Origin of the sequence: Enterococcus saccharolyticus subsp. saccharolyticus, from assembly GCF_029023825.1 — a bacterium.
GTDB classification, from domain to species: Bacteria; Bacillota; Bacilli; order Lactobacillales; family Enterococcaceae; genus Enterococcus_F; species Enterococcus_F saccharolyticus.
Genome location: NZ_CP118957.1, coordinates 550991 through 572500, shown reverse-complemented (window position 1 = coordinate 572500; position 21510 = coordinate 550991). Strand labels below are relative to the sequence as shown.

At 38.1% G+C, this 21510-nt stretch carries 23 protein-coding genes, 1 rRNA gene and 1 other RNA gene (1 of these 25 running past the window's edge); 5 read left to right on the top strand and 20 right to left on the bottom strand.

From position 1 onward, the window contains the following. From PYW32_RS02990 to PYW32_RS02980, 3 genes are all read right to left on the bottom strand, one after another. Positions 1 to 1550 (bottom strand): 16S ribosomal RNA (locus PYW32_RS02990) (it extends 8 nt beyond the left edge of the window). A gap of 655 nt (positions 1551 to 2205) precedes the next feature. Beyond that, positions 2206 to 2568: a hypothetical protein gene (locus tag PYW32_RS02985; protein ID WP_211210806.1), complete on the bottom strand. Its 363-nt coding sequence runs from the start codon at positions 2566 to 2568 to the stop codon at positions 2206 to 2208. Between the two features lie 86 nt (positions 2569 to 2654). After that, the gene (locus PYW32_RS02980; RefSeq protein WP_016175809.1) at positions 2655 to 3017 is read right to left on the bottom strand and encodes a CvfD/Ygs/GSP13 family RNA-binding post-transcriptional regulator; all 363 of its coding nucleotides are present in this window, start codon (positions 3015 to 3017) and stop codon (positions 2655 to 2657) included. A gap of 91 nt (positions 3018 to 3108) precedes the next feature. Here PYW32_RS02980 and PYW32_RS02975 point away from each other — a divergent pair, with 91 nt between their 5' ends. After that, positions 3109 to 4269, top strand: coding sequence for a MalY/PatB family protein (locus tag PYW32_RS02975; protein WP_016175810.1), 1161 nt, complete (start codon positions 3109 to 3111; stop codon positions 4267 to 4269). Between the two features lie 36 nt (positions 4270 to 4305). Here the strand turns inward: PYW32_RS02975 and PYW32_RS02970 are convergent, their stop codons facing one another. Further along, complete coding sequence (locus PYW32_RS02970; RefSeq protein WP_016175811.1) at positions 4306 to 4893, bottom strand: peptidylprolyl isomerase; 588 nt, start codon at positions 4891 to 4893, stop codon at positions 4306 to 4308. 127 nt (positions 4894 to 5020) lie between these two features. On the opposite strand from PYW32_RS02970, the gene PYW32_RS02965 reads away from it, so the two are divergent. Then, the gene (locus PYW32_RS02965; protein WP_016175812.1) at positions 5021 to 6001 is read left to right on the top strand and encodes an NAD(P)/FAD-dependent oxidoreductase; all 981 of its coding nucleotides are present in this window, start codon (positions 5021 to 5023) and stop codon (positions 5999 to 6001) included. Between the two features lie 40 nt (positions 6002 to 6041). Here the strand turns inward: PYW32_RS02965 and PYW32_RS02960 are convergent, their stop codons facing one another. Next, complete coding sequence (locus tag PYW32_RS02960) at positions 6042 to 6284, bottom strand: DUF1450 domain-containing protein (RefSeq protein WP_016175813.1); 243 nt, start codon at positions 6282 to 6284, stop codon at positions 6042 to 6044. Between the two features lie 91 nt (positions 6285 to 6375). Here PYW32_RS02960 and PYW32_RS02955 point away from each other — a divergent pair, with 91 nt between their 5' ends. Then, positions 6376 to 6885: a phosphatidylglycerophosphatase A family protein gene (locus PYW32_RS02955; protein WP_016175814.1), complete on the top strand. Its 510-nt coding sequence runs from the start codon at positions 6376 to 6378 to the stop codon at positions 6883 to 6885. 16 nt (positions 6886 to 6901) lie between these two features. On the opposite strand, the gene PYW32_RS02950 is transcribed toward PYW32_RS02955, so the two are convergent. From PYW32_RS02950 to lysA, 12 genes are all read right to left on the bottom strand, one after another. Further along, a complete protein-coding gene (locus PYW32_RS02950) occupies positions 6902 to 7549 on the bottom strand; it encodes a TIGR01906 family membrane protein (protein WP_016175815.1) in 648 nt (215 codons plus the stop codon). After that, positions 7542 to 8315 (bottom strand): TIGR01457 family HAD-type hydrolase, encoded by a 774-nt coding sequence (locus tag PYW32_RS02945; RefSeq protein ID WP_016175816.1) that lies wholly within the window; start codon positions 8313 to 8315, stop codon positions 7542 to 7544. The genes PYW32_RS02950 and PYW32_RS02945 overlap by 8 nt, the downstream gene beginning before the upstream one ends. A 4-nt stretch (positions 8316 to 8319) precedes the next feature. After that, on the bottom strand, positions 8320 to 8904 hold the full coding sequence (locus PYW32_RS02940) for a YutD family protein (RefSeq protein WP_016175817.1): 585 nt from the start codon (positions 8902 to 8904) through the stop codon (positions 8320 to 8322). A gap of 54 nt (positions 8905 to 8958) precedes the next feature. After that, complete coding sequence (locus PYW32_RS02935; RefSeq protein ID WP_016175818.1) at positions 8959 to 10353, bottom strand: bifunctional metallophosphatase/5'-nucleotidase; 1395 nt, start codon at positions 10351 to 10353, stop codon at positions 8959 to 8961. A gap of 74 nt (positions 10354 to 10427) precedes the next feature. Next, positions 10428 to 11906: a helix-turn-helix domain-containing protein gene (locus PYW32_RS02930; protein WP_245558553.1), complete on the bottom strand. Its 1479-nt coding sequence runs from the start codon at positions 11904 to 11906 to the stop codon at positions 10428 to 10430. A gap of 217 nt (positions 11907 to 12123) precedes the next feature. Continuing rightward, positions 12124 to 12210: signal recognition particle sRNA small type (ffs, locus tag PYW32_RS02925), an RNA gene on the bottom strand. A gap of 27 nt (positions 12211 to 12237) precedes the next feature. After that, positions 12238 to 12744 carry a tRNA adenosine(34) deaminase TadA gene (gene tadA, locus PYW32_RS02920; protein WP_016175820.1) on the bottom strand — a complete coding sequence of 169 codons (507 nt, stop codon included), beginning with the start codon at positions 12742 to 12744 and terminating at the stop codon, positions 12238 to 12240. Positions 12745 to 12828: 84 nt separating this feature from the next. After that, the gene (locus PYW32_RS02915; RefSeq protein WP_016175821.1) at positions 12829 to 13164 is read right to left on the bottom strand and encodes a hypothetical protein; all 336 of its coding nucleotides are present in this window, start codon (positions 13162 to 13164) and stop codon (positions 12829 to 12831) included. A 111-nt stretch (positions 13165 to 13275) separates the two neighbouring features. Further along, positions 13276 to 13923: a YczE/YyaS/YitT family protein gene (locus PYW32_RS02910; RefSeq protein ID WP_016175822.1), complete on the bottom strand. Its 648-nt coding sequence runs from the start codon at positions 13921 to 13923 to the stop codon at positions 13276 to 13278. A gap of 81 nt (positions 13924 to 14004) precedes the next feature. Then, a complete protein-coding gene (locus PYW32_RS02905) occupies positions 14005 to 14706 on the bottom strand; it encodes a zinc metallopeptidase (protein WP_016175823.1) in 702 nt (233 codons plus the stop codon). 83 nt (positions 14707 to 14789) lie between these two features. Next, on the bottom strand, positions 14790 to 15119 hold the full coding sequence (locus PYW32_RS02900) for a zinc ribbon domain-containing protein YjdM (RefSeq protein WP_016175824.1): 330 nt from the start codon (positions 15117 to 15119) through the stop codon (positions 14790 to 14792). A gap of 120 nt (positions 15120 to 15239) precedes the next feature. Beyond that, positions 15240 to 16538 (bottom strand): diaminopimelate decarboxylase, encoded by a 1299-nt coding sequence (lysA, locus tag PYW32_RS02895; protein WP_016175825.1) that lies wholly within the window; start codon positions 16536 to 16538, stop codon positions 15240 to 15242. Positions 16539 to 16793: 255 nt separating this feature from the next. On the opposite strand from lysA, the gene dapA reads away from it, so the two are divergent. Together dapA and dapB are read left to right on the top strand one after the other, a co-directional pair. Then, entirely contained in the window at positions 16794 to 17675 is an 882-nt protein-coding gene (gene dapA, locus PYW32_RS02890; RefSeq protein ID WP_016175826.1) for a 4-hydroxy-tetrahydrodipicolinate synthase, read from the top strand. A 10-nt stretch (positions 17676 to 17685) separates the two neighbouring features. After that, complete coding sequence (gene dapB, locus PYW32_RS02885; protein WP_016175827.1) at positions 17686 to 18438, top strand: 4-hydroxy-tetrahydrodipicolinate reductase; 753 nt, start codon at positions 17686 to 17688, stop codon at positions 18436 to 18438. A gap of 149 nt (positions 18439 to 18587) precedes the next feature. Here dapB and PYW32_RS02880 read toward each other — a convergent pair whose 3' ends face one another. The 3 genes from PYW32_RS02880 to PYW32_RS02870 all read right to left on the bottom strand — a co-directional run bounded on the left by PYW32_RS02880 (position 18588) and on the right by PYW32_RS02870 (position 21386). Then, on the bottom strand, positions 18588 to 19589 hold the full coding sequence (locus PYW32_RS02880) for a Gfo/Idh/MocA family protein (RefSeq protein WP_016175828.1): 1002 nt from the start codon (positions 19587 to 19589) through the stop codon (positions 18588 to 18590). A gap of 74 nt (positions 19590 to 19663) precedes the next feature. Continuing rightward, positions 19664 to 19792, bottom strand: a complete 129-nt coding sequence (locus PYW32_RS02875; protein ID WP_016175829.1) for a hypothetical protein — start codon at positions 19790 to 19792, stop codon at positions 19664 to 19666. 437 nt (positions 19793 to 20229) lie between these two features. Then, a protein-coding gene (locus PYW32_RS02870) for an IS3 family transposase (RefSeq protein WP_102035479.1) occupies positions 20230 to 21386 on the bottom strand; the annotation gives its coding sequence in 2 pieces (ribosomal slippage) (positions 20230 to 21107 and positions 21107 to 21386; 1158 coding nt in all). Between the last annotated feature and the right edge of the window lie 124 nt (positions 21387 to 21510).

Sequence of the window (21510 nt, the reverse complement as noted above, 5' to 3'; positions counted from 1 at the left end):
TGATCCAGCCGCACCTTCCGATACGGCTACCTTGTTACGACTTCACCCCAATCATCTATCCCACCTTAGGCGGCTGGCTCCAAAAAGGTTACCTCACCGACTTCGGGTGTTACAAACTCTCGTGGTGTGACGGGCGGTGTGTACAAGGCCCGGGAACGTATTCACCGCGGCGTGCTGATCCGCGATTACTAGCGATTCCGGCTTCATGTAGGCGAGTTGCAGCCTACAATCCGAACTGAGAGAAGCTTTAAGAGATTAGCTTAGCCTCGCGACTTCGCAACTCGTTGTACTTCCCATTGTAGCACGTGTGTAGCCCAGGTCATAAGGGGCATGATGATTTGACGTCATCCCCACCTTCCTCCGGTTTGTCACCGGCAGTCTCGCTAGAGTGCCCAACTAAATGATGGCAACTAACAATAGGGGTTGCGCTCGTTGCGGGACTTAACCCAACATCTCACGACACGAGCTGACGACAACCATGCACCACCTGTCACTTTGTCCCCGAAGGGAAAGCTCTATCTCTAGAGTGGTCAAAGGATGTCAAGACCTGGTAAGGTTCTTCGCGTTGCTTCGAATTAAACCACATGCTCCACCGCTTGTGCGGGCCCCCGTCAATTCCTTTGAGTTTCAACCTTGCGGTCGTACTCCCCAGGCGGAGTGCTTAATGCGTTTGCTGCAGCACTGAAGGGCGGAAACCCTCCAACACTTAGCACTCATCGTTTACGGCGTGGACTACCAGGGTATCTAATCCTGTTCGCTCCCCACGCTTTCGAGCCTCAGCGTCAGTTACAGACCAGAGAGCCGCCTTCGCCACTGGTGTTCCTCCATATATCTACGCATTTCACCGCTACACATGGAATTCCACTCTCCTCTTCTGCACTCAAGTCTCCCAGTTTCCAATGACCCTCCCCGGTTGAGCCGGGGGCTTTCACATCAGACTTAAGAAACCGCCTGCGCTCGCTTTACGCCCAATAAATCCGGACAACGCTTGCCACCTACGTATTACCGCGGCTGCTGGCACGTAGTTAGCCGTGGCTTTCTGGTTAGATACCGTCAAGGGATGAACATTCTCTTCTCATCCTTGTTCTTCTCTAACAACAGAGTTTTACGATCCGAAAACCTTCTTCACTCACGCGGCGTTGCTCGGTCAGACTTTCGTCCATTGCCGAAGATTCCCTACTGCTGCCTCCCGTAGGAGTCTGGGCCGTGTCTCAGTCCCAGTGTGGCCGATCACCCTCTCAGGTCGGCTATGCATCGTTGCCTTGGTGAGCCGTTACCTCACCAACTAGCTAATGCACCGCGGGTCCATCCATCAGTGACGCAAAAGCGCCTTTCAGCTTTCTCTCATGCGAGAAAAAGCATTATGCGGTATTAGCACCTGTTTCCAAGTGTTATCCCCCTCTGATGGGCAGGTTACCCACGTGTTACTCACCCGTTCGCCACTCCTCTTTTCCAATGAACCGAAGTTCGGCGGAAAAGAAGCGTTCGACTTGCATGTATTAGGCACGCCGCCAGCGTTCGTCCTGAGCCAGGATCAAACTCTCATAAAAAAATTTGAAACAATCTTGCGATTGTTAAGCTCATAAAAAATTAACTTTGCTAGCTATTTGCTTGCTTGTTGTATAACTTCTACCTCGTAGAAGTGTCCTACACAATTGGTTCGTTTGCTTGCTTTGTTCAGTTTTCAAAGGTCTACATTTGCTACATTAGCAACTTTTATATCATATCAGTTTAACAAGTGAATGTCAACTACTATTTTCAAAAAGTTTTTTTAGAAGTAAGAGTTACTTCTTTGCAGCGACTTGATAATCTTAACAAATGAATTGTTATTTGTCAACAATATTTTTCAATTAATTTGTTGTTGTTTCAACAATTATAATCAAATCATTTTTGACGACTCCGTTATAATATCATCTGTCATTTCTTTCGTCAACTCTTTTTTTCAAAAAGTTTTAAACGTTTATTTGTTGTTGGTAATTAAATCAACGTTGATTAATTTATCATGATTTAATAGGGACGTCAACTAAAAAATAATGGGTGTTTGTGTTAGTTTTAAACAAAACAACTACTTTGTTCGTATTTTAAAACCAAACAATAAGCATCTATAGGATATTATCTGCTTCCAAGGATAAAAACGAACAATAATCATGGCCATCATTAAAAAAATCGTTAAAAAAAGCCGAAAATCGGCTTAAATTGTTTATTTTAGAAAAAAGGCATGCCATCAATATCATAGTCTTGAATAATTTGTCGGAAATCTCTTGCCTCTCTCCAAGCATATTCTGTTGGTAATGACGTACTCTGGTCTTTTTCTTGCGTTTCAAATACAAACAATGGGATGCTCATATTGTCTGCATAACCATTTGTTAGTTCCACCAAATTAATGCATGAAATATCAAGGTGTACTGTTTCTTTTAACAACTGTAAGATATTTGCTAATCCTGTACGTTCTTCTGAAAAAGCTGTAGATGCTAATTCTAATTTTTCATCAACCACACGCATCAAAAATTTCTTCGAGCCATCTTCCAAATGAAGCATGACTGTTCCGGCAACTCTTTTGTTTTTCAACATACTCACCTCGATCGGTATTCTCTTCTGTTCCTATATGATAACACAATTTATCAACAGATACAGTTGATTTTCAGCATTTTTTCTTAAGAAAGCATTTCCAGTGCCTCTTTAATCCATCTTGGCAAATGGTCATCAATTGTTCGAAAACCAATCCGTTTATTTTTATTCGTAAAGTATCGTTTTTTTCTGTGTCCCGTATGAACAAATTTTGTCTCTAATGTACGACGTGACAAACTAATTTTTTTCGTATATTCATCAATATCTATCACTTGCACATGTACCGGATCACCTATTTGTAATACTTCGTGAATATTTTTGGTAAAACCTGACTGTATTTCTGACACATGAATCAACCCTTGTGTTTCGTCATCCAATGAAACGAATGCACCATATGGTTGTATTCCTGTTACTGTTCCTTCTAAAATGTCCCCAATTTTATATGTCATATCGTTCCCTCTCTTCGCATCTTTTATTATACTAGTAAGTAATAAAAAAATGAAGCAGAGATTCACTTGCTTCTGCAAAGGAGAAAGTCTGATGAATACATTTGATACAACTATCTCTCGAAAAAACACAAACAGCGTAAAATGGGATATTCCTGAAAAAAAGTATCACCAAAATGATTTGCTCCCTTTTTGGATTGCTGACATGGATTTTCATGTATTACCAGCTGTACAAAATGCTTTCCAAGAATACATCAAACAAGGAGTGTTGGGTTATACCTACTTTCCGCAAGAATTATTTGAAGCAGTCATCCAATGGCAAGCTACTCAACACCACTATCATTTACAAAAAGAAGAGATTCTTTTTCATAGTGGCGTTGTCCCAAGTATTGCTTTAGCTATTCAAGCTTTTACGCAACCAAATGATGCCATTTTAATTCATGATCCAGTCTATCCGCCCTTCGCATCAGTCGTTAAAGCCAATCACCGCAAGCTGGTTCGGAATCAGTTAATCGAAAAGGAACAATTTCAAATTGATTTTGACCGTTTTGAAGAACTTATTATAGAAGAAAAGGTAAAATTATTTATCCTATGCAATCCGCATAACCCCGGAGGTCGTGTCTGGCAATCAGATGAGCTCTATCATATGGGGCGAATTTGTCAAAAACATCAAGTACTCGTAGTCAGCGATGAAATCCACCAAGACTTAGTTTTCGCGCCAAATCTTTTTACAACCTATCATAATGTTGATGCTTCTTTTAGTGACCATTCATTGGTTTTAACTTCTGCAACAAAAACATTTAACCTAGCAGGGATTAAACACTCCATGGTTTTTATAAAAAATCCAGACTTACGTCAGAAATTTAGCATGCTACAAAAACAACTTTATCAAAATGAAATCAATACATTTGGCATGATAGGTACGCAAGCAGCTTACCAACATGGCACGCGTTGGTTAACTGATTTATTAGTATATATAGAAGAAAATATTCAATTCACTTTAACATTTTTGAAACAACACTTGCCACAAGTCACCTGTATGCAGCCACAAGCTACGTATCTTCTATGGCTTGATTTTTCAGCATATGGTCTCACCAATAGTCAATTAAATAAGAAAATGATTGAAGAAGCTGGGGTCGTGTTAAATGCCGGTATTACATTTGGTTCGATGGGCGATCAACATATGCGCTTAAACGTTGCGTGCCCAAGAAAGAATTTAGAAGAAGGATTAAAAAGGATTGCAAAAGTTTTCTAAATAAAAAAGAGGCTGTGAGATCAGCCTCTTTTGCTTTTATTCACTAATTTCAATAGTTTCAATTACTACGTCATGAACAGGACGATCTTGTGGTCCGCGTTGGACACCACCGATTTCATCGACAACATCCATGCCTTCAACGACTTGACCAAAGACAGTATGACGGAAATCTAACCATGGTGTACCACCTTGTTTATACACGTCAATAATTTCTGCTGGGTAACCAGCACTTTCCATTTGACCAATCATGTTAGCTGGCACGTTTTGGTTATTCACGATAAAGAATTGGCTACCGTTTGTATTTGGACCCGCATTTGCCATTGACAATGCGCCACGTAAATTGAATAATTCTTGTGAGAATTCATCTTCAAAACTTGAACCATAAATACTTTCGCCACCCATACCTGTACCAGTTGGATCGCCACCTTGAATCATAAAATCAGGAATAACTCGGTGGAAAATAATTCCATCATAATACCCTTTTTTCGCTAGTTGAACAAAGTTTTCAACTGTTTTTGGGGCATGTTCTGGGAATAATTGAATGGTAATATCCCCACGGTTTGTTTTAACGAGCGCTTTTGCTCCTGTTTGATTTGCTAAGTCTAATTGTGGAAATTGAGACAACAAAATCTCCTCCTTACGGTTTGATAGTCTAATAATAGCAGAAAAAAATAAAAATGCCACGCACAATATTCTTTGTTATAATGGGAACTGCAAAAACAACGTTCAGTTTATAAAGGAGCTTATACGTATGACTATTTATGATATTACAATTGTTGGTGCTGGTCCAGCAGGCATGTTTGCGGCATTTTATGCGGGGATGCGCAACGCCAAAACGAAGATTATCGATACTTTGCCTCAATTAGGCGGGCAGTTGTCGACGTTGTATCCTGAAAAATACATTTATGATATTCCAGGATACCCTAAAATCAAAGCGGGCGATTTAGTCCAAAAATTAGAAAACCAACTGACTACCTTCAATCAACGCTACTGTTTGGAAGAACAAGTCTTAAAAATCGAACGCCAAGAAGATGGCATCATTGAATTGACGACGAATAAACGCACGCATTATTCCCGTGCGGTGATTTTAGCTCTCGGAAATGGGTCTTTTCAACCGCGTAAATTAACCGTTCCTCAAGCGGAGAATTTTGAAAACTATGGCATTGATTATTACGTTCCAGATTTGATGAAATATGCTGGTAAAAAAGTGGCGATTGCAGGTGGTGGCGATTCAGCGATTGATTGGGCATTGATGTTGGCACCGATTGCGGCTGAAGTCTCGTTAATTCATCGCCGTTCCGAATTCCGTGCACATGAACATAGTGTCAATCAATTAAAACATTCCTCGGTAAATATTATGACCCCTTACATTATCAAAGAAGTTGCGGGTGATCGAATGTTAGAGGAAATTTATTTGCAAGCACCAAAAAGCGACGAAACAGTGCGCCTAGCAGTTGATTATTTAATTGTGAATTACGGGTTTTCTTCGTCGTTGAATTTAAAAGATTGGGGCATCACTAGTTCCCGTCAAGGCATTCCGGTACGTTCCGATATGCGGAGCTCGTTAGAAGGTGTTTATGCTTGTGGGGACATTACTTTGTATGATGGCAAAGTGAAGTTAATTGCGACTGGTTTTGGGGAAGCGCCGACTGCTGTGAACAATGCGTTACATTACATCAATCCTAAAAATCGTACGCAACCGGCACACAGTACAAGTCTTTTTCATGAATAAACAAAAGAGGAAAGTTCTGCGTGAACTTTCCTCTTTTTATCTATAGATAATCTTCTTGCCATTCGACTAATTTTTCTTTGACTAAAATAAGCAGTTTTTCTGGCGTTTCGGCAGCTAAACGCTCACCTTCAAAAAAGCAAAAAGGTTTTTGCGCACACAAAGTACACTCACTCAAACACGAATAGGTCATGACATCAACTTCTTCCATTGATTCTAGTTCATCCATGACTAGTTGACTACCTTCTGCTAAATTTGTTTCACAAAATTCAACTAGAGGAAACATGTTCTCACCGCTTTTCTTTATTTGATTCCATCCATGCAATAGTATAACATGAAAGAATAGAATAATCGAAAATCTGATAGGAGGATGAATCATGGTCTTACAAACTAGCCAACTTGAACAAAAAGCCCGACAATTATTAGGTGATCGTGGTGTTTCAGTCGTTGACATCGCCAATTTGGTCATGCATTTACAAAAAAAATATCTACCTGATTTAACTTTAGAAGAATGTGTGGATAGTGTAAATTCAGTTTTAACAAAACGCGAAGTGCATAACGCTATCTTAACAGGAATTCAGTTAGATATTTTAGCTGAAGAAGATAAACTGCTACAACCGTTACAAGAGATTGTGACAGAAGATGAAGGCTTGTACGGCATTGATGAAATTTTAGCGCTTTCGATTGTCAACGTCTATGGTTCCATTGGTTTTACCAACTATGGCTACATTGACAAAGTAAAACCCGGTATTTTAGCGGAATTAAACAGCCACGAAGGTCCTCGGGTGCATACATTTTTAGATGACATTGTGGGCGCAATTGCCGCATCCGCTGCCAGTCGCTTGGCACATCAATACCCCGATCGCGCCCAAGATATTACACAATAAAAAGAAGTTCGCCCAATTATTGGTGCGAACTTCTTTTTAATTCTCTTTTGCCTAAGAAAAACATGAGTAAGAAAAACACTTCAATTAAAATGAAAAATAAAATAAAGCAATACATAAAAAATTGTTCCGGCAATACATTAATAATTGGATCTGTCGCTGGATTAAACAACCAGTCATCGTTACTAAAAAATAACTCATGGAATTTGATAAAAAACGCATCAAATCCAACAAACATGAAAAAACCAAAAATAAATGGCGCAACCATCCCAAGTTGCATCGGAAATAGCAATCGCCAAAAACGACGATTTTTTTGTAAATACCGTAAAAATATCCCTGTTGGCACAATAGTAATCGCTAAAACACTATAATTCAATAGAAAGAGTTTCTTCACATCATAAAAATGTCCTGCGCCAGCTTCAGACATGGGAAAATCGGGTAGTGCTAACGTGTGATTCCATGGATTATTTAAGAAGTTTAGCAATAATCCATAATTATCTAGCAACTCACTTTTAGACAAAGTTGTCATTGTTAACAATTGAAAATGATCGATAGACCAACTATACAGCGGTTGGAAATTAATCGTGAGTGTAATTGCCAAACTAATCGCCGTTAAGAAAAAAGAGAGGATGCCTACTCTTTCTAACCATTGCCATTTTCTATTCATCGCCAAAATTCCATTCATCTAAGCTGTCTAACACATACGTCGGTGCAACTGGTAAACTAGGTACTGCTGCTTTCGGTGTAAATCCAGACAACACTAATAAACTATCCATCCCATTATTAATTCCTGAACGAATGTCCGTTTCATAATTGTCGCCAACCATAATCACTTCTTCTTTGGTTAAACCAATATGCTCCAGCGCTTTTTCAATGATAATTGCTTCAGGTTTTCCAATAAAAATAGGACGTACACGTGTCGCCGTTTCCAATAGGCTGATTAACGAACCTGCACCTGGCAACAACCCACGTTCTGTCGGAATATTTTTATCGGGATTCGTGCCGATAAACGTCGCACCATTTTGAATCGCTAATGTTGCAATCGTCAGTTTTTCATACGTCACTTGCGAGTCTAAACCTACCACAACATAGTCAGGATTCTTTTCATCCCATTCAAAACCTGCCGATAAAATAGAATCAATCAAACCAGTTTCACCGATGACATAGACTTTATTGCCTTTTTTGTCATCATGCATATAATCAATCGTAGCTAAACTTGCGGTATAAATCTTATCTGCAGCAACATGAATATCAAATTCAGTAGCCAAACGATGCGCCACTGTTTCAGGCGTTTTTGTCGTATTATTGGTCACAAACAAAAATGGTAATTGGCGACGTTGCAGTGCTTCGACAAAACGTTTCCCTGCAGGAATAGGTGCATTTCCTAAATAAATCGTTCCATCTAAGTCAATTAAGTATCCTTTATAAGTCATTTATTTATTCTTCTCTCTTTCGAATTGTAAAACTTTTTTTATCTTTCAGTTGTTGTTTCTTTTCTTTGTCTTTTGGTTGACGTGTTTTCATCACTGGTTTGGTTTTATTCGATACAACTTCTTTCTTTTCAGAAATATGTGCTTGTGACGATGGTTGGCGTTTTTTACGGCGACGATTGTTTGCTTTGTCGCGTTTGCCACCGACACGTTGAATTACAAAATAGGCACAACCAAAATTACAATATTCATATAAGTAGTCTTCTAACATATCGATCCGTTGATCAGGTAACGCCTTACGATTGGTTACTTCAAAGAAACCTTTTAAGCGTAATTGTTCATAACCCCAATCACCTACAATATAATCATAACGTGCTAGCACTTCACTATAACGTTCACCTAAACGTTGGGCATCAAACCCTTCACGATAATTCATCACTAATTTGTATTGGCGGTTGCCAATCATAAATTCAGTCTCACTAATTGGTAAAACCAGCTCACCTTTTGTTGGTTGTTCTTTTTCTGTTGTTTCGACAATTTCTTCCAAGACGGCTGTCATTTCATCTGTCAGATTTGCTTTTTCTTCGGTCATTTTTTCACCACCTGTTCATTATTATACCTTCTTTTAGAGAATGTGTGTAGTCTGTCACTTATTTTCTTCCAATGCCACAAATGAATACTTTTGCGCTAAGTAATTTCCTAAAACAGTACGGATAAATTCTGGAAATAAAAACTCATGTTGCCCAGCAATTTCAATCGTAGGAATAAACGGGACAAACATCAAATGGTCAACAGTTGTCAAGGCGTATTCTTTTTCTGGTTCCACGGGTTTTCCTTTCCATAAAACCGTATGATTCGCTTCATCATAAGTTAATCCATCATAAATAATTTCACCAAACACTTTTCCACGAAAGCCCATACCGACAATCGGGTATTTACGTAAAAACAAACGATTTTTTTCAATTTCTAAGACCATACGAACCACGTCACGTCCTAATAAGGTCACACGTATCAAGCGCATCGGATGGGGTAAAATTGTATGCAACTGTTCTTGATTGACTAAACCAGCGGGTAATTCGCCTAAAAACAAGCCCGTATTTAACAAGGCTACCTCCGTATTGCCTCGTTGCCGCACTGCAGCAAGAGTTTCCCTGACTAAGGAATAATCATCATATGGATTTAATGTTAGCGATTGAGGCAACCAAGCGACTTTATTAGCTGCTAATAACTTCTGCCCTTTTTCCATCAGTTCAAAGATTTCTTCATTGTCTTCGGGTAATTCCAGCATTTCTGATGTGGCATAAGTTTGCGCTGTTGTTTTTAAAATGTGGTGGGTATCATCTAAAAATACGGTCACTTCACCAACATAGTAGCCAAATTTTCCTGCGGCTGCTAATTGAACGCCGTTTTCTTTCTCGCCTGTTGCAAATAAATGATGCGTATGCGAGCCTAAAATCACATCAATTTCAGGTAATTCTTCTGCAATGACATAATCATCCATAATCCCCAAATGACTCAATAGCACAAGCACATCGACTTGTTGGCGTAATTGCTGCACTAATTCTGGTAAAATATCCATCCACTGGCGAATATCCCAACCATTTGGCGTATAGGTCAAAGGAAAAGGCGCAGTAACACCAATCAAACCAACTTTTGTGCCTTTGTTACTCGTGATAATTTTATAAGGACTCGCCCATTCTGGTAATTGTAATGTCTGTTTATCGTAAAGGTTCGCTAAGACAATCTCAAACTGAGCATCATCGTATAAATGATTTAAGACGTCTTTGGCATTCCCAATGCCTTCGTTATTTCCGATAGTGACGACATCATAGTGCACTTGATTCATCAAAGCAATATTTGCTTGCCCATCACTCGCTTCTGTTAAGGGATGCCAACGATCGGAAAAATCACCTAAATCAATCGTTATCACCGATTCACTTTCTGTGTTTTTTTGGCGCTCTTGGATAAAACGACGAACTTTCGGCCAGTTCTCAAAATGTGAATGCAAATCATTCGTATGTAGAATGCTAATTTTTTCCATGCCGTACCCTCTTCTCAATAGTTGTTTCTGGTCTCAGTTTACCAAAAAAAGAAAGATTCTAACAATCATTCTTTTCAATCCACAAAAAGAGACTGTGTCGTAAGTCTCTTGAACAATCCACCTCCTAGATAATGGGAATGTTTTGTCCTGTTTGACTTATGCACAGTCTCTAAAATTGATTGCTGGTGGATACGGTCTAAAATTTTTTGGCGAATGTATTCCAAATCCTTAATTGATAACGTCGGATTAATCTGAATACCCGTTGCATGTTCTTCTGTCAAAAGCAAGATATCGGTTTTTTCCTGCTCAAACACAATGGTGGCACTATTTTTTAAATGATTTCTATTTTGTAGTTGAATTTGTTTCACCGTTTCTTTTGGCAAACTCGATTGAATCGTCAAATGAATGGTCGGAAACAAGGTGTCCGCATCGGCGTGGTGGTAACACATATGAAAACAATGACGTTTAAATGCTTCGCTAGAAAATTCCGGTACATTGGTTGCCCATTCTTGCCATAGTTGTTTAAATTTTTTATTTAACAAAGGATGTTGGGTATAGATTGGTTGCTGATCAATGGAAGCAAAAAACAACGGCTCTATCAGCAAATGCTTCGCTATATAATGTCGATACATCCGTTTGGCCATTCGTTGTTTTTCAGGAACGGTTAATAAACGAAAATGCTTTTCAAATAGATGAATACTAAAACGTGTTGTTTCTGCTTCGTACGTCTCGTATAGTCTTTCAAAATCCCAACGAGGTTCAATTGCCACAATCGATAACATAAACAATACCGTTAAAACGTAATTCCAATCTTTGGGGCTCAAGGCACTTGCTGGCAAAACCAAATCAAAATTTTCAATAGCTAGCTCATTTTCTAATGGATGATTTTTCTTAATTGCTTGTAGATTAATAAATAACCATAAAGCAATCACTTCTGTATTAATTGGTTCTTCCGAGTGACAAGCGAATACAACACGTTTCGCTAAAGCTAGATATTCTCCACTATTAATCCATAAAATATGAGAGATTCGGCGGTGCGTGATGTATAAGAAAGAAAAAAAGAGAAAACGAATTTGCGATTCTTTGCCTGTAATTGACACATTTTTCCCAATTTTTAGGAATACCTGATAGGTGTCAAAAAATTGATTCATTTTTGTAATGTTTCGACGTGACGTGGATAAACTAATATTGTGTTCTTGACAAAATTTTTCCGCTGAAAATGTTCGATACAAGATTAATTGCTGGAATATGTGATAAATAATGGTTTCAGATAACATTTTTTCAAAAATCCGATTGAAATTCACGCCATTGCGGACCAAATAGACACCGTAATGGCGATTAATCTCTAGTCGCAGTTCTTCATAATCGTAACAACTATCGACTTGTTCCGCTAACTCTTTCAATATTTTCAGTAAAGTTTGAATCGTCACTTTATTGAGGTCTTCCGTAATTTTTTGACTACTAATCGGTCGGGTTTGTCGATTCTGATATAGCAAAATATCACGTATTAACAATACATCTTTTGGTAATCCAAATACTTTACTCTCTCCCATCATTTTTCACTTATTACTATTAACTACGCAAATAATTCATTGATTCCTACTGAAATTATGCGATTTAAGAAACTATCTCCAGTATATTGTGCAGAAATTAGAAACGTCAATACTATTCCTACGCCTTTCAAAAACATCTGTATCTTTTTTCGCAACAAAACAATTTAAAGACATAATAAAAAAGACCCAGGATGTTATCCTAAGTCTTTTTATTTGTTCTATGTACGGGCACATGAGAATCACTGCTTAGTGCTGCTTCCTTCCAGATCTGACACGCTTCACAATATTCCCATTGCCCAAAAAATAGTATAACGCATTTTTTCGTGTTTGGCTAGTTCTTTTTTTCTTTTTTTGCTTGTTTTTTTAAACGGCGTAACTCGCGAAAGAAATCAGTTAACAGCTGACCACACTCTTCGGCTAAAATGCCTGATTCAACATAACTCCAGTGATTAAAACGCTCGTCTTCTAATAAATTTAACAAACTTCCTGCTGTGCCACCTTTTGGATCAAATGCACCAAAATAAACTTCTTCCACTCGCGAAAGCAGTAACGCCCCACTACACATTGGACACGGTTCTAGTGTGACAAATAACTGCGCATTTTCTAAACGCCAACTTCCAGTTGCTTCACAAGCTTGTTGAATGGCAATCATTTCTGCATGTGCCGTTGCATTCTGACTTGTTTCACGTAAATTATGGCCACGACCAATAATTTTGCCCTCTAAAACCACCACTGCCCCAATCGGAACTTCACGGATTACTTCCGCTTTTTTGGCTTCAATAATGGCTTCGTTCATAAAAAATTCTTTTTGTTCTTGTGTTAAGGAACTTGTCTTCACCCATTTCACCTCGCCCTCACTTTAGCATGGAACAAAAAAAAAGCAAACAAAAACTACCCCTAATTATTAGAGGTAGTTTGCAATTTAAAATTTGCTTTCTACAAAGTTAGTAATTTTGTCTTTCACATTTCCAGTTGCGTCTTTGACGTTATGACCATATTCTGCGATTTGTTCGCGGCCTACATTGACTTTTTTCGCAACTTTCATAAATGAATCGATGTCTTTGTCTTCTAAATTGTCAACAAAACCTAATAATGTTTCGTTGCCATTGAATTTATCATCGACAAAACGTTTCACTTTACGTCGATTAGACATAGAATGTACTTTTTTAACGACTTTCTCTGACACAACTGCTGCGGTTGCGATTCCGGCAATTGCTGCCACGCTTAGTCCAATTGTTACTTTTGTTGATGTTTTCATAATATGACATCTCCCTCTTCTTTTTTACTATGATAACACGTTAAGAAAGAGAAAAACAGTAATATGAATAGATTCTACTCAACAAGGTATCGTTTTCAATAACAAACTGGATTAATTTTCCATTGCTTTTTCCACACTTTTGGCAATTAATGGTTGCGAAATTTTAGTATCCCAAAACGTGATAAAGGGCCCTGTTAAAAACGCATTTATAAAGGTACCCACACCGATTGGACCATGGAAGAAAAAGCCGACTAACGCAAAACTAATGTCTTGTATCATCCGGACTTTTTTATAGTCCCAATTCGTCTTGTCAACAATTGTTGGTGCAATTGAATCATAGGGTGCTGCGCCAACATCAGCGGACATATAAAATGATGCACCAAAAGTAAAGAATAATACCCCCACAATCAAGCAAACAGCTTGTTGGAATAGGTTCGTAGCTGCTAATTCAAAATGGGCAAAAATTGCTGTGTACATATCGATGAAAAAGCCCGCCAAAACCATATTAATAATCGTTCCTGTCCCAATGTATTTACGACCAAATAAAAAAATGAGAAACAAAATGCCAATGTTTACACCTAATTGATAAACACCTAAAGACAACCCGAAAATTTCTCCTAGCGCAATATTGGCACTGGTAAACGGGTCCAAACCGACATTTCCAATCCGCATGACTGTGACCCCAAACGCAAGAATTAGCACACCAACTAAGGCGTATATGGAACGAATAGTGATTTCTTTGATACTCATATTTTTCATGACGAACTCCTTTAAGTAACATAACGTACTAAATTCATAAGAAAATCCTTCTTATTGCCACATACAATAAGAAGGATACGATTAATCTCGATTATTGTTATTACCAAAAATTAAAACGAGACGCAGTAATTGTAAGAATGTGCTGACTGCTGCAGCTACATAAGTCAATGCGGCAGCGGTTAATACTTTACGTGCCATTGGAACTTCTTCTTCTGTGAGTAATCCACCTTCACTTAAAATAGCCAATGCACGACGTGACGCATCAAATTCGACGGGTAAAGTGACTAATTGAAAAACCAAAGCCATTGAAAAAGCAATCAAGCCTAAATTAATCAATACCGGTCCTTGTAACAAGACACCGATTAAGATTAATGGAATTGAAATACTTGAACCAATATTCGCAACAGGAACGATGGCTGCGCGTAAACGCAACGGAAAATATCCTTGTGCATCTTGTACAGCATGTCCACACTCATGAGCCGCAACGCCAATCGCAGCGACTGAAGTCGATTGCGCAGTCGCTTCTGACAAACTTAACATCTTGGTTCCTGAATTGTAATTATCTGTCAGATTACCAGCAATTCCTTGAACCCCAACGTTATGAATTTGTTGGTTTTGTAAGATAAATTGTGCTGCTTGTGTACCAGTCACATTATTTTTACTACGTACTTTGTCGTATTTATGAAATGTACTATTCACATAAGCCGAAGCGGCCATTGATAGTGCCATTCCGATAATTACTAAAATAAATGTTGGGTCAAAAAACATCCCATAACCAGGCATTTTAATTTTCCTCCTTTATTCATTTTTCTTTAGTTTAACAAGGTATCTTGAATTTTCCATGAAGAGAAACGGAAAAAATTTTATTAGAGTTTTTTCACAAATTCCGATTTTAATTTCATTGGACCAAAACCATCAATCTTACAATCAATGTTGTGATCACCTTCAACTAAACGAATATTTTTTACTTTTGTGCCTTGTTTTAAGGCATTCGATGCACCTTTTACTTTTAAATCTTTGATAACAGTTACTGCATCGCCATCAGCTAAAAGATTACCATTAGCATCGCGTACGACAAGCCCTTCTGTTACTTCGGCTGCATCCCATTCATGTCCGCATTCTGGACAAATAAATAGCCCACGATCTTCATAAGCATATGCCGAGCTACATTCTGGACAATTTGGTGTTTCAGTCATTTTTAATTTCCTCCTTGATTTTCAATAAAAAGAGGGAAAGCTTCCCTTCCCTCTATTATACTGGTATTTAAAAAAATTTCTCACTTGATTCTGTTTTGTGAGTATTTTCTTATTCAAGAACTATTTTAGCGTATCTGGAATCCGTTCATTTTGGATAATTTGTTCATAACTTTGACGTGCAACAATCACGTCTGCTTGGCCCTCTTTGACTAAAACAACTGCTGGGATTGGTAATTTATTATAGTTACTTGCCATTGCATAACCATAGGCACCTGTCGCAAATGTCGCAAAAATATCACCAGATTCAATCGTTGGCACTTGAATATCTTTCACTAGGATATCTGTGCTCTCACAAGCTTTTCCAGAAATCGTCACTGTTTCCGTGGCTGTTTCTTCCGCTTTATTGGCTAAAATCCCTTCATATTGGGCTTGATACAAACCTGGACGAATATTATCAGTCATCCCACCATCAATTGATGCATATTTACGAATGCCTGGTAAGTCTTTAATGGCACCAATTGTATGCAAACTAATTCCTGCTTCGGCTACCACACTACGACCTGGTTCAATCACAATTGCTGGGCGTGTCAACCCATGTTCACGACAAAAACTTTCCGTTAATGCCATTAATGGGTCTAAGAAATAACTATAAGGTTGGCGAATATCGTCTTTCGTATACGTGACACCAAAACCACCGCCATAGTTTAGTTCTTTCACCGTATAGTCAAAGCGTTGGTTAATTTCTAAAATCAATCCTAATGCGACACGAGCAGCAGCTAAATGCGTGCTATTATCCGACAATTGACTACCGATATGGAAGTGAATACCATAAAAATTAATTTCTGGCGCATCGATTGCTTGTTGAATCACTGGGAATAAGATTTCTTCATCCAATGGAATACCGAATTTTGAATCTTTTTGTCCTGTTGAAATGAATTCATGTGTCGACACGTTGACTTCCGGTGTAATTCGGAAAAGAATATTCGCAGTAGTATCTTTTTGGCGACAAATTGCTCGGATTAATTCAATTTCTTGAATCCCGTCTACAATAATTCGTCCCACACCATAATCAATCGCCATTTCTAATTCTTCAATCGATTTATTGTTGCCATTAAATTCAATATGTTCTGCTGGGAAATCAGCTTTGATTGCTGTAAATAACTCTCCACCACTGACAACGTCTAAACAAAGGCCTTCACGTTCAATAATTTTTAACATTGCTAAGGTATTAAACGCTTTTGATGCATACGCCACACGGACATTTTCATATTTTTGAATAAATGATTGTTGAAATGCCTGACACTCATTCACAACAGCTGTTTCTGAAATAACATACAAAGGGGTACCGTATGTTTTTGCTAATTCGACAGTATCACAGCCATCCCAAAATAAATGGTTATTTTTTACTTCTTTAATCATCGAACGACTCCTTTATTAAAATTAATTGTTACATTCATGCGAATTTGAAAGCTATTTTCGTATAAAAATTTACTATTTGAGGACAAAAACGAATTTTCCTCATCATTTTATCAGGAAAATCTTTCTAACCATTGAATTATTCTAATAATATAGTATATAATTTCAATAATCTACATAAAAACTTCTCATTTTCAAGTTTTTTTGCCAGTAGATTAAATAGAACGGATATATATAATTCGAGAGGATGTGTAAAAAATGGCAATATTTAAAGGTTCAGGCGTTGCGCTTGTCACTCCAATGCATAATGATGGTTCGGTGGATTTTGATAAGTTAAAGGAATTGACAGAGTGGCATGTTGCGCAAGGTACTGACGCAATTATTGCTTGTGGCACAACCGGAGAAGCATCTACTTTAGACGATGAAGAACATATTGCAGTAATCGAAGCAGTCGTAAAACAAGTCAATGGACGCATTCCAGTAATTGGCGGAACGGGCTCTAATAACACACAACATGGGATTCATTTATCAACTGAAGCAGAACGTGTAGGCGCAGATGCGCTGCTAGTCGTTACTCCTTATTATAACAAAGCTACGAAAAAAAGCTTAATCGCACATTATGAAGCAATTTGTAGCCAAGTTTCTATTCCTGTTATTCTGTATTCTGTTGCATCTCGTACAGGAATGAACTTAGACGCTGCCACAGTTGCTGAGTTGAAAAAAATTCCAAATGTTCAAGGTATTAAAGAAGCAAGTGGTGATATTTCACAAATCGTGGAAATCGCACGTTTAGTCGATGAAAATTTTGCGTTATATTCAGGGAATGATGACCAAGTGCTACCTTTACTTTCTGTGGGTGGTTCCGGCGTTATTTCAACGATTGCAAATATTGCACCAAAACAAACATCTGACATGGTGCATAATTATCTGTCTGGCAGTTTTGAAGCAGCAAAAGAAACACAATTGTCACAACTACCACTGATTCATGCTATTTTCTCAGAAGTCAATCCAGTTCCAGTCAAAGCCGCTGTTGCGTTACTTGGAAAATGTGATTTAAGCTATCGTTTGCCACTGGGTGCCCCAGAAGAAGACACAATTGACACATTAAAACGTGAGATGACTGCTTACGGGATCTTGTAGGAGGAAAATGATGAAACGAATTATTTTAAGCGGCTGTAACGGTCGTATGGGACAAGTATTACAAAAATCGATTAAAGCAAATGATGAATTAATCGTTGTTGCTGGAATCGATCATAACCCACAACAAAATGCGGATTTCCCAGTTTATGCTACTGCCGCAGACGTCCAAGAAGACGCCGATGTGATTATTGATTTTTCACATTACACAGCAGTTCCTCAATTAATTGAATTTGCTGTTAGTAAAAAATTACCAGTTGTTGTTGCAACTACTGGCTTAGAAGAAGAAACGAAAACATTGTTAAAAGAAGCTTCAGAGAAAATCCCTGTGTTCTATTCTGCGAACATGTCGTTAGGCATTAACGTCCTAGCAAAGGCTTTACAAGCGATTACGCCAGCGTTAGAAAGTGACTTTAACATTGAAATCATTGAAAAACATCACAATCAGAAAAAAGATGCCCCAAGTGGTACAGCCTTATTATTAGCTGATGCAATCAATGATGTTTGTGAAACGAAAAAAGACTATATTTTTGGTCGTTCAGGGAATGACAACGAAAATAAATTAAGCGAAATGGGCATTCACGCAGTCCGTGGCGGAACGATTCCTGGTGAACATATTGTGATTTATGCAGGTGATGATGAAATCATCGAACTAAAACACACGGCGTTATCACGTGATATTTTTGCCAATGGTGCCTTAAAAGCAGGCGTTTTTCTTGCTGATCAGCCTGTTGGTTTCTATAGCATGTCTGACCTTTTAGCTTAAAAAAAGCTAGTGAGAAATAAGAAGTACCCTATAAGATAGACCGTAAAAACGTCTCTTTTATAAGGTACTTTTGTTTTGTAGTGAGAAAGTGAAACGAAAAAAGAGGCTGCCTTTATAAAGAGGATATTTCATCTTTCTTAAAGTTTTTTTTAGTATATGACCGTCTGACCCGTTCGTGCCGATTCATAGGCACATTCAACTAAACGCGTCAATGTTTTGGCTGCCTCTAAATCATAATAAGGAAATTCTGTTTTGTCAGAATTATTCACTAAATCAACAAATAATTCTATTGGATAATCCGTTAATTTACTGATACCCTCTGATGAAATCAATGTTTTCCTTTGGTATTCTGCCTTTACATTGCTTTGAATGAAAATCGCTTGTGGTTCATGTTCATTACCAACAATTTGTAACGAGCCTTGGGTACCGATAATTTCAAGATAATTATCCAAGGTAGAAGCCAAAAATGAAGTAGTTGCCGTTCCAATCGCGCCCGAAGTAAACTCAATCACAGTGGTTGAACGCTCATCCACGCCACTCCCCCATGTTTCATTCATGATACAGCTCACTGATTGGGGTTGTCCACAAATTAAAGGCAGCAATGTAAAACCATGTGAACCTAAATCAAGCGTAACACCCCCACCCGACTGACTAACATCAAACCAATAGCTCGGTAAATGATTCTGAATGACCGCACCATGTGAACGGCGGAAATAAGCGGATGTCACTTCGCCTAATACGCCTTCATGTACGAGTTGAAGAGCATAATGATACGCATTATTCGCTAATGATTCGAGAGAAATCATAAATTTCACATCATTCGTACGAATTGCTTGCTCAATTTCTAAACAATCTTGTGTCGTTAAAGCTAAAACTTTTTCGGAAAAAATATGTTTCTTCGCTTGAGCTGCTAGGATAATTAATTCTTTGTGCATGGTCGTGGGCGCTTCAACAATGACTGCATCAATCTGTTCATCAGCTAAAATCACACGATAATCTGCTTCAAATGTTGCTTGATAATCGTGCGCTGCTTGTTGGCCTCTTGCTTCATCAAAATCCCAAACATACACACATTCCACATTTTTTGCTAACAAGCGTGCCATAAATTTTTTCGTATGGACATGCCACGCTGAAATTAACGCTACTTTCATTTTATTGCCTCCCATTTTTCTTTTAGTATAACACGAAAAAATAGCGGAAAACGAGTCTTCGTTTTCCGCTATTTTTATGCACTGACTTTTTTTCGATTTAAATAAAATACATACATCGCGCCAACGATTAAAGAAAATAAGGGCAAAGAATAAATTGTTAGCATTCCTAAGCAAGCTAGTGCGAACTTCATTTTCAAATCCATTTTGCAGGTCTCCTCGTTTCATCTTTCGTGTAACAACTCACGTTCTCGAGGTTATTGTACAAAATTCAAACGAAAAGACGACCATTTAAAAGAAATTCTTACTAAATTATTATAAAACCATGACTCTCTTAAGAATCGTTTAATTTTAACAAAGAAAACGATTTACAATCGAATAATATGTTAGAAAACGTCACGTAATTTTTCTGTTAGATCACTTAATTATTTTTTACACAAAAATCGTTTCTGTTTCTACTTTTCAATAGTCCTATCATGTAAAAAACAATAAAAAAAGCCCAACTGGAATGGCAATACTTCTTTTGACAAAAATTATAAAGTGTAAAAATCAGGTGCTTGTTATCTAATCCGATTGTCCTTGACAACGAGCCACCATGGACGTGAAACAACCATGGCGAAGCAACGATTAAATGTATCTGCCACTACGCAACGCTACCACATCCATGCTCATTATCAAGGATTCGCTCCGCCAATCTCAGATTTCGAATGCCGATTGGTGTCTCATACCCCAAAGAACCATGTAACCGAAGATAATTCCACCAATTGACGTAATCAAATAATTGCAGTTTGAGTTGATTCAATGTGTCAAATGTATTCGGATAAACAAATTCTACTTTAAATGATTTATAGGTTGATTCTGCCACTGCATTATCATAAGGACAGCCTTTCTTGCTCAGTGATCGTTCGATGTCAAATGTCTCTAAGATCGTATCAATCAGTTTATTATCAAATTCTTTCCCACGATCTGTATGGAAGATTTTGACTTCAGTCAAAGGATGGGAGATACTTTGGAAAGCACTTTTGACCAACGCTGCATCTTTGTTCGGACCACAGGAATGACCAATGATCTCACGATTGAATAAATCAATAATGAAACAAACATAACACCACGTTGTGCCAACTCTTACATAAGTCAGATCCGTGATGATTGCTTCCAAAGGTTCACGTTCAGTGAAGGCACGATCCAAGGTATTGCCAATATCGGAGTGATTTACATTCGATGTATGCTTTCGATAATTTGCTTTTGTATAATTTGATTTCAAGCCTCGTCTGTTCATGATTTGACTGATTTTGCGACGACTAACTAGGATATCACGTTTTGCCAGAGCAGCTTTGATTTTCCGCGTACCATAGTTCTTGCGGCTGCGATTGAATTCTTCTGTTACGGCGGCTTCAAGCGCAGCTTCACTCGGCTTTTCCTTTGTTTTGTAGTAATACGTTTGACGGGAAATATTTAATAATTTACACATCGCTGATATGGAATATGTATGCTTGTTTGCATCAATCACTTGTCTTTTCGTCCGAATATCAGCGCTGCTTGCTTTAAAATATCATTCTCCATCTCAAGTTGTTGGTTTCGTTTGCGTAAGGCTATAAGCTCTTTTTCCGTTGGGGTCAGATTATCGGCTTCTTTGAATGAACCTGTCTTTTTTGCCTGACGGACCCATTTGTCAAAAGACGATGGAGTTAGTTCATATTCTCTGATGATGTCGGCTCTTGGTTTCCCCGAATTTAATAAGTCGACCATTTGTTGTTTAAATTCTTGCATGTAGGTTCTGCGTTCTCTTCTTTGCGACATGAAATGATTCCTCCAGTGTGTTTTCTTATAGTTTACACACCTTATCTTTTCTGTCTAGTTTATTGTAGCCTATCCAAAATATTTTACACTCTCTTAGAAAACACTATAAAAGGTAACTTTAAAT